General features: G+C 67.2%; 6 protein-coding genes. 4 read left to right on the top strand and 2 right to left on the bottom strand.

Annotated features, from left to right (window positions below; all coding sequences use genetic code 11):
* The 4 genes from ABNS06_RS13560 to recJ form a co-directional block, all read left to right on the top strand.
* Window positions 1-444, top strand: a 444-nt coding sequence (locus ABNS06_RS13560) for an aminotransferase class I/II-fold pyridoxal phosphate-dependent enzyme (RefSeq protein ID WP_348675127.1), incomplete at its 5' end; no start/stop codon positions are given.
* Window positions 444-1,745, top strand: coding sequence for a homoserine dehydrogenase (locus tag ABNS06_RS13555; RefSeq protein ID WP_348675126.1), 1,302 nt, complete (start codon window positions 444-446; stop codon window positions 1,743-1,745). The genes ABNS06_RS13560 and ABNS06_RS13555, both read left to right, overlap by 1 nt.
* Window positions 1,738-2,856 carry a threonine synthase gene (gene thrC, locus ABNS06_RS13550; protein ID WP_348675125.1) on the top strand — a complete coding sequence of 373 codons (1,119 nt, stop codon included), beginning with the start codon at window positions 1,738-1,740 and terminating at the stop codon, window positions 2,854-2,856. The genes ABNS06_RS13555 and thrC overlap by 8 nt, the downstream gene beginning before the upstream one ends.
* A complete protein-coding gene (gene recJ / locus ABNS06_RS13545; RefSeq protein WP_348675124.1) occupies window positions 2,853-4,550 on the top strand; it encodes a single-stranded-DNA-specific exonuclease RecJ in 1,698 nt (565 codons plus the stop codon). The genes thrC and recJ overlap by 4 nt, the downstream gene beginning before the upstream one ends.
* Before the next feature lie 39 nt (window positions 4,551-4,589).
* Here recJ and ABNS06_RS13540 read toward each other — a convergent pair whose 3' ends face one another.
* Window positions 4,590-7,661, bottom strand: coding sequence for an EAL domain-containing protein (locus tag ABNS06_RS13540; RefSeq protein ID WP_348675123.1), 3,072 nt, complete (start codon window positions 7,659-7,661; stop codon window positions 4,590-4,592).
* A gap of 161 nt (window positions 7,662-7,822) precedes the next feature.
* On the bottom strand, window positions 7,823-8,844 hold a 1,022-nt coding region (locus tag ABNS06_RS13535; RefSeq protein WP_348675122.1), incomplete at its 5' end, for an aminotransferase class V-fold PLP-dependent enzyme.

Here is an 8,844-nt window from a genome sequence, read left to right as displayed (position 1 = left end):
TTCATGTGCGGCAATCCGCAACTGATCGCCGCGCTGGGCCGGATGAAATCCTACCTGGACTACGGCATGTTCACGCCGATTCAGGTCGCGGCCATCGCCGCGCTCAACGGTCCGCAGGACTGCGTCCAGGACATCCGCGAGACCTATCGGTCGCGGCGGGACGTGCTCTGTGACGGCATGGCCAGCGCCGGCTGGGAGGTGGATCGGCCGAAGGCGACGATGTTTGTCTGGGGACGCATCCCCGAGGCCTATCGGCATCTGGGCTCGCTGGAGTTCTCCAAGCTGCTGCTCACCGAGGCCAAGGTCGCGGTGTCACCGGGCATCGGTTTCGGGCATCACGGCGACGAGTACGTGCGCTTCGGCCTGATCGAGAACGAACACCGGACCCGACAGGCCGTCCGCGGTATCCGCAAGCTGCTCCGCGAAGGAACAGGATCGAACTGATGAATGAACTGAAGCTGGGCCTGCTCGGCCTGGGTACGGTCGGCGGCGGCGTGCTGACGCTGCTCGAGCGCAACGGCGAGGCGATTGCCAGTCGCGCCGGCACGACCATCCGCGTGGTCGCCGCCGCGGTGCGTGACGCCGGCAAGGCCCGCCCGGGTGCCGACACCGTGCGCCTGAGCACCCGCATCGAGACCGTGATCGACGACCCGGACGTCGATGTGGTGGTCGAGTTGATGGGCGGCACCGATGCCGCCAGGGACGCCGTCGAACGCGCGATCCGAGCGGGCAAGCCCGTGGTCACCGCGAACAAGGCGCTGATAGCGCTGCACGGCCGGGAGTTGTTCGCACTGGCGAAGGAACACGGAACAACGGTTTCCTACGAGGCGGCGGTCGCCGGCGGCATTCCGTTGATCAAGGCCTTGCGCGAGGGGCTCACCGCCAACCGCATCCACAGCATCGCCGGCATCATCAACGGCACCTGCAATTACATTCTGACCGAGATGTCGCAGACCGGCGCGGCCTTTGACGCCGTGCTGGCCGAGGCCCAGCGTCTGGGCTACGCCGAGGCCGATCCGACCTTTGATGTCGGCGGCATCGACGCGGCGCACAAGCTCACAATCCTGGCATCCATCGCCTTCGGCATCCCGCTGTCCTTCGATCAGGTCAAGACCGACGGCATCGAGTCGGTGACGGCGGAGGATCTCGCCTACGCCAGGGAACTGGGTTACCGGATCAAGCCGCTGGCGATCGCGCGTCGGCAGGAGAAGGGCGTGGAACTGCGTGTCCACCCGACGCTGGTCCCCGAAAGGGACCTGCTGGCCAACGTCAATGGCGTGCTCAATGCGGTCGTGGTGCGCGCCGATGCCGCCTCTCCAACCGGTTACTTCGGTCCGGGTGCCGGCGCCGAGGCCACCGCCTCCGCGGTGCTGGCCGATGTGGTCGATCTGGCGCGCCGTGGCACCGACGCGCAGATGCCCGCGCTGGGACAGTCGGCCGATCTGGTCGACTCGCCGAGGCCGCTGCCGATCGAGGAAGCCGTCTCCGCCCATTACCTGCGCCTGCGCGTAGCAGACACGCCAGGGGTGCTGAACGCGATCTCCGGCGCGCTGGCTGAACACGGCATCAGCATCGAGGCGATCGTGCAGAAGGAACTGCCGCCGCCGGTGAGCACGACCACCGTGATCATCCTGACGCAGCCGGTGCCCGAGCGCGTGGCCGCCGCGGCCTGCGCGCAGATCGAGGCGCTGCCGGCGGTCTCCGATTCCGTCCACCGCATTCGCGTGGAGCATTTTGATGAGTAAGACCCTTCCTCTGGGATTGATCAACCGATACCGCGACCGGCTCCCAGTCGGGCCGGATACGCCCGCGGTTACGCTGGGCGAGGGCGGCACGCCGCTGATTCCGCTCCGGCGTCTGGGCCAGCCCTGCCAGGTCTACGTGAAGTTCGAGGGGCTGAACCCCACGGGCAGCTTCAAGGATCGCGGCATGACCATGGCGGTGACGCGCGCCGCTGAACTGGGCGCGAAAGCGGTGATCTGCGCTTCCACCGGCAACACCTCCGCCGCGGCGGCGGCGTATGCGGCCCAGGCCGGCATGCAGGCCTTCGTGCTGATTCCCGAAGGCAAGATCGCCCGCGGCAAGCTTGCGCAGGCCGTCATGCACGGGGCCAAGATCCTGCAGATTCGCGGGAACTTCGACGATGGCATGTCACTGGTGAAATCCGTCGCCGAGCAGATGCCCATCACGCTGGTGAACTCGGTGAACCCCTATCGCCTGCAGGGCCAGAAGACCGCCGCGTTCGAGATCATCGAATCACTGGGACGTGCACCGGACGTGCACTGTCTGCCGGTCGGCAACGCGGGGAACATCACCGCGCACTGGATTGGTTATTCGGAAGCCGCCGGGCGACCGACCGAGGCGACGAGTTTCCGCGACGAGCGCATCTCCGATTCGTTGCCGCCGATGAGCGAGAGCTGTCCGACCATGGTCGGCTATCAGGCCAGCGGATCGGCGCCGTTCATGCGGGGTGGGCCGGTGACGCATCCGGACACCGTCGCAACGGCGATCCGGATCGGCAATCCGCAAAGCTGGGATGCCGCGCATGTGGTTCAGCGCGAGTCGGGTGGCTGGTTCGACGAGCTGACCGACGAGCAGATCCTGGCAACCCAGGCGCGACTGGCCCGCGAGGAAGGCGTGTTCTGCGAGCCGGCATCGGCCGCGTCGCTGGCGGGCGCATTGCGCGACATCGAAGCCGGTCGGATCGCGGCGGGCAGCACCGTGGTCTGCACGTTGACCGGGCATGGACTCAAGGACCCCGACATCGCCGCCGAGCATGTCGCCGGCGCCAGCCAGACCATCGACGCCACGCTCGCCGCCGTGGAACAGGCGCTGGGCGCGTCACTGGACGCTTGAGCGAATCGATCTGGCGGGCTCGCCCCGCCGTCAGCGACGCGCACCTGCCACGCAACCTGCATCCGGTCGTGCGGCGGGTTTATGCCGCGCGCGGCATGCACCGGGCCGAGGAGGCCGATCTCCAGCTCAAGCACCTGCTGCGCCCGGAGAGCCTGCTCGGGCTGGAGGCCGCGGCCGGGGAGGTTGCCGATGCCATCGAGCGCGGTGAGCGCATTGCCATCGCCGGTGATTTCGACGCCGACGGCGCCACCGCCAGCGCGCTTTGCGTTCGCGGCCTGCGGGCGCTGGGCGCGGCCGACGTGCGCAGCTTCGTGCCGGACCGGTTTCGCTACGGCTACGGCCTGTCTCCCGAGCTCGTGGGCGACATGGCGCCGTTCGCGCCGCGGTTGCTGATCACCGTCGACAACGGGATCTCCAGCCACGCAGGGGTCGAGGCAGCCCGGGCCGGTGGCACACGCGTGGTCATCACCGATCATCATCTGGCACCCGCAACCTTGCCGGCGGCCGATGCCATCGTGAATCCCAACCAGCCTGGCTGCGGTTTTCCCAGCAAGTCCCTGTGCGGTGTCGGGGTGGCGTTCTACCTGCTGACGGCGGTTCGGCGAGTTCTGCAGGCAAGAGGGCTCGGAGATGCCCCGAATCTGGCGACCTTTCTCGATCTGGTGGCGCTGGGCACCGTTGCCGATGTCGTGCCGCTGGACTACAACAACCGGATTCTGATCGAGCAGGGGCTGCGGCGCATTCGGGCCGGCCGCGCTGCGCCGGGGATACTGGCGCTGCTGGATCTGGCCGGTCGCGACTTCACGCGTGCGACCGCGCAGGATCTGGCATTCGCCGTGGGACCGCGCCTCAACGCCGCCGGCCGCCTGGACGACATGGGCATCGGCATTCGCTGTCTGCTGGCCGACGATCCGCACGAGGCGCGTTCGCTCGCGGCGACGCTGGATGCGCTGAATCGTGAACGCCGTCAGATTCAGGACGGCATGCATGCCGACGCGATGGCCGAACTGGACGCGCTGTCCGGCGTCGAGGACCAGGTGGGCCTTGTGGTGATGCAGGACGACTGGCACGAAGGAGTCGTCGGGCTGGTGGCCTCCAAGCTCAAGGAGGCGCGCCACCGGCCGGTCGTGGCCTTCGCGCCGGCGGCTGCCGAAGACGGGACGCTCAAGGGTTCGGCGCGGTCGATTCCGGGCTTTCACATGCGTGACGCGCTCGCCGAGATCGACAGCGCGCATCCGGGATTGATCAGCAAATTTGGCGGTCACGCCATGGCGGCCGGGCTGAGCCTGCCGCTGGAGCGGCTGGAGGCATTTCGTGGTGCCTTCGATACGGTGGCGCGACGCCATCTCACCAGCGAGCAACTGGAGGATGTGCGTCTTACCGACGGCTCGCTGGAGCCGAGTGAACTGGACCTGGAAACTGCAACGGCGCTGGAGGCCGCCGGACCCTGGGGGCAGGGCTTCGAGGCGCCGCTGTTCGAGGGGGCGTTCCGGATCGTCGAGCAGCGTGTCGTCGGTGAGCGGCACGTCAAGGCCCGGTTGGAAGCCGCGCCTGGCATCGAGATCGGGGCGATCGCCTTCAATCAGGACATCATCGACGCGGAGCGGGTTCGTGCGCTCTACCGGCTGGAGGCCAACGAGTTTCGCGGCTACGTGAACGCCCAGCTGGTGGTCGAGGAATGGCGCGCCGACTGACGAGGCCGGCCACGCGGCGTCACGCTGATGTCGCGGTGCTCAGGAGCCGTTGGCGAGTTGCCGAGCCTGCTCGAACTGGAACTGCAACGGGATGGGACGGCCGACCACGAATCCCTGGATGTAGTCGACGCCGAGCTCCATCAATGGTTCTTGCGCGGCCGGATTGTCGACCTTGCCGGCGATGACCTTTGCCTTGAGCTCGCGCAGCACGCGGATGACGGCCTCCAGCGCCACCCGGTCGACACGCTCTCCGGCGGCACGGTGGGACAGCGTCTGGTCCAGTTTGACGAAATCGAAGCGCAGCGCCTTCAGCAGTTCCGCGCCATCCATGCCGGAGCGGAAGTTGTCCAGCACGAAGCGGCAGCCGATGGGGCGCAATGCCGACAGCAGTTCGTGGGTTTCCACTCGGTGGCGGATGGCCGCCGACTCGTCGATCTCGAAGCAGACGCGACTGGCCGGCAGTACCGACGCGTCGAACTCCTGCAGCACGAAATCCAGGAACTTGGGGTCACGCAACGATGACGTCGACAGATTCAGCGCGTAGAACTGATCGTCGCCGGACACGCCGTTCTCGGCGACATATTCGAGCAGATGGTGGAGCACATAGCGATCGACATCGGATGCGAGCCCCGCGCGCGCTGCGGCAGGCATGAACGCAGAGGGGGCGGCCCAGAACCCTTCCTCGTCCTCCAATGAGACATGCACCTCGATTCCAGCGGGCAGGCCGTGCGCCAGCGGGGAAATCGTCTGCGCCATCAGGTGGAACAGGCGCTGCTCCAGCCCCGTGCGCAGGCGTTCGACCCACAGGGCGTCGGAGCCGCTGTTGCTGGCGGTTCGCTCCTCGACCCGGTACCGACGGATGACGTTGCCGCCCACCGCCTTGGCGGATTGCACCGCGCTTTCGGCGCGGCGCAGCAGTTCCATCGATGTCCCTGCGCCGGGGTCGACCTTCACCAGGCCGATGCTGAACTCCACGGTGATGATCTGGCCTTCCCAGCGGAACGGCGAACGCTGGACCGCGCGTTGCAGCGCTTCCGCTTCGGCTTCGGCGGTGTCCAGCGTTGCTTCGCGAAGCAGCACGATGACCTTGTCGCCGCCCAGCCGGTAGACGCGTCCGGCTCGGCCGATCTCGTCGGTGAACACGTGCGCCAGGTGACGCAGCAACTCGGAGCCCGCGTTCTCGCCATGGGCCGCGTTGATTCTGCGCATCTGGTCGATGTCGATCAGGATCACCGCGTGTCGTCCGCCGTCCGCCGCCTGCTGCTCGATCAGCCCGGAGATGTCGTCGTCGAACGCGGAACGCGAGAACAGGCCGGTGAGGGCGTCGCGCGACAGGTCATTGGCGGGCTTGATGTCCTCGCTGCTCGATTGCGTGCTCTCGTGCAGCGCCACAACGGACCCGATGATCTCGCTGCCCCGGCCCCGGACCGGGGCGACGGTCAGCGCGATATGTCGGCGGCTGTTCGCGGCATCGCGCAAGACCATGTCCGCCAGCCGCAGGCGCTGGCCGCCGACCAGCACACGCTCGACGATGTCTTCCTCGTAGGGGGCGCCACTGGCATGTGACAGCTGCAGAATGCGTGAAACCTGCCAGCCTCTGACTTCCTGGTTCGAGCGTCCGATCAGCGTTTCGGCGACCGGGTTCATGTAGTCGACCTCACCCTGACGGTCGGTCGTGATCACGCCGTCGGCGATGCACTTGAGCGTCATCTCCGCGCGTTCGCGCGTCGCGGTCAGATTTTCGACCGCATTCTTGCGCTCACCGACCTCAAGCACGAGCTGGGTGTTGACCGCCTGAGCCTGTTGCGCGATCTCGGCCAGCAGCCGGGCGCGCTGATTCAGCCACGAGGCGAGTTCACCCACTTCGTTGCGGGCGGATTCGTCCAGGGTGACGCTCAGCGCGTCGTCCACGCGGTCGGATTTCTGCAGCGCCTGGATCATGTGTCGCATCGGGATCAGGATGCGCAGCCGGATCAGGCCGATCAGCAGGATGATGGCGATCACCACCAGTCCCACCGTGACCACCATGGTCTCGGTAACGATGTAGTTCGCGCCGCTCAACTCGTCGCTGGCGCTTTCCGCGACGATCAGCCGCCAGCCCGTCGCGCCGACGGTGTTGAACCGGGCGAAACTGTCGCTCCCGAGCACGGGATCGGAGGACAGGGCGATACGGGTCCACTCGCCGGGAGCACGATCGCGTGTCCACTGCACCGCGAGCAGGGATTCGGCCTCAACGCGACCGAGATCCCGCGTGCCATCCCGGAATGCCGAGATCGTTTCGGCCTGGTAGCGGTCGAGATCGATGGAGTCTCTGACGCGACGTTCCTCGGCGCGGTGTATCGCCAGGGCCAGCGGGCCGAAACTGGCGTCGTGCTGCCCCAGTTCCGCGAGGTTGTCGGCGTTGCGCGCGAGCTCCGAGAGCTGATCGGTCACGGCCAGCACCCGGCCGTTCGCGTCGGTGAGCAGGGCATAGGTGCGTCCCTCGAGCAGCGATTGCTCCAGCGTCGCTTGCAGACTCGCTAGCGAGTAGTCGACCGTCACCGCGCCGGCGAAGTGGCCCTCCTGGCGCAGCGGCACCGTACAGGTGACCACATCCTGTTTGAGCAGCAAATCGGTACGCCGGCCCGTCCACGCACAGCGGCCGGCTGGCGCGTATTGCGCAAGCGTGTACCAGAGTTCGCGGTGGTAGGGGATGCGCTCGGGGTCGTTGAAGTCCTCGCGGCGCGTCACGCCGGTCGGCGTCATCTGCCAGTGAAAGGCGGCCCGCTCACGACGGCTGTAGTAACTGTTGGGGGCGGGCCACAGGCCCAGTCCTACGATGACTCCGCCACTGCTGCGGGCGGCGGATTCGAGCAGGCCGGCCCCCAGCCTGGTAATGACGGTGTCGTCGCGAATCGAGCGCTCGAACGCGACAACGAGGGGCTGCGCGACAAAGTGCGCATCCTGAAGATGGCGGGACAACGCCGATTCCGTCGCCGTGGCGCGGGCAACAGCGGACTCCTCCGCCTCGGCCACCAGTTCCGAACGGACAAGCTGATCACTGAGCCAGATCGCTGAAAGCACCAGGACGACCAGCAGGACCAAGGCCACCGCGATCAACTGGAACTGCAAGCTGCTCCACCAAGGGTGGCGCGGTCGGGCCCGGATCGAGTCGTTTGTCACATTCGCCAACGAAACCCCGCAATTTCGGCAAACTGGCAGAAATACCGAGTGTAGGTGGCTAACGCCCAGAATCCAACAAACTTGAGGCCGAGAGCGGCCCGGACTGTGGTCTAGCGCAGAATTTCGGCCGCGATTTCCGTCGCGCTGACCAGTTGCCGGATGTCCTCCAGCGAGTTGTAGCAGGCCATCGAGGCTCTGACGGTGCCTGGAATGCCAAACCGCGCCATGGTGGGCATCGCGCAGTGGTGACCGGTGCGAACGGCGACGCCGGACTGATCGATCAGCGTCGCCAGATCTTGCGGGTGAACCCCGTCGATCACGAACGACACGATGGGCGCCTTGTCGGCCGCCGTGCCGATCAGGCGCAGGTTTCCGATGTCACTCAGGCCGTCGACGGCCGCCGCCAGCAGGGCTTGCTCGTGCGCGAGCAGGGCGGAATGATCCAGGTCCGCGAACCAGTCCAGAGCGGCGGCCATGCCGATGGCACCCGCGATGTTCGGCGTACCGGCCTCGAACTTGTAGGGGACCTCGTTCCAGGTGCTGCCTTCCAGCGTCACGGTCTCGATCATCTCGCCGCCGCCATGCCAGGGCGGGAGTCGATCCAGCCACTCCAGGCGGCCGATCAGCGCACCGATGCCCGTCGGGCCGTAAGCCTTGTGGCCGGACATCGCGACGAAATCGGCGTCCCAGGCCTGCACGTCCATTCGCTGGTGGACCGTGGCCTGTGCCGCGTCGACCAGCAACACCGCACCCGCCGCGTGCGCGGCGTCGGCGATCCTGCGCACCGGGTGCATGGTGCCCAGGGCGTTGGAGCAGGCCGCCACCGACACGATCTTCACCCCCTCGAGCAGGGCGTCGAGGTTGCTGAGGTCCAGGGTTCCGTCATCCAGTAGCGGAATCCAGCGCAGCGTCGCACCGGAGCGCTCGCAGGCCAGCTGCCAGGGGACGATGTTCGAATGATGTTCCAGTTCGCTGATCAGCACGGCGTCGCCGGGCGCGAGTTCGGACTGGGCGAAGCACTGCGCGACGAGATTGATCGCCTCGGTTGTGCCCCGCGTCCAGACCACCTCGGCTCGGTCACGGGCGTTGACGAACGCGGCCAGGCGGTCACGGGCGGCCTCGTACTGCTCCG

The sequence above is a fragment of the uncultured Abyssibacter sp. genome (genome assembly GCF_964000955.1).
Lineage (GTDB): Bacteria > Pseudomonadota > Gammaproteobacteria > Nevskiales > OUC007 > Abyssibacter.
The sequence above is the reverse complement of the archived record's forward strand: the minus strand, read 5'-3'. Positions and strand labels throughout refer to the sequence as shown.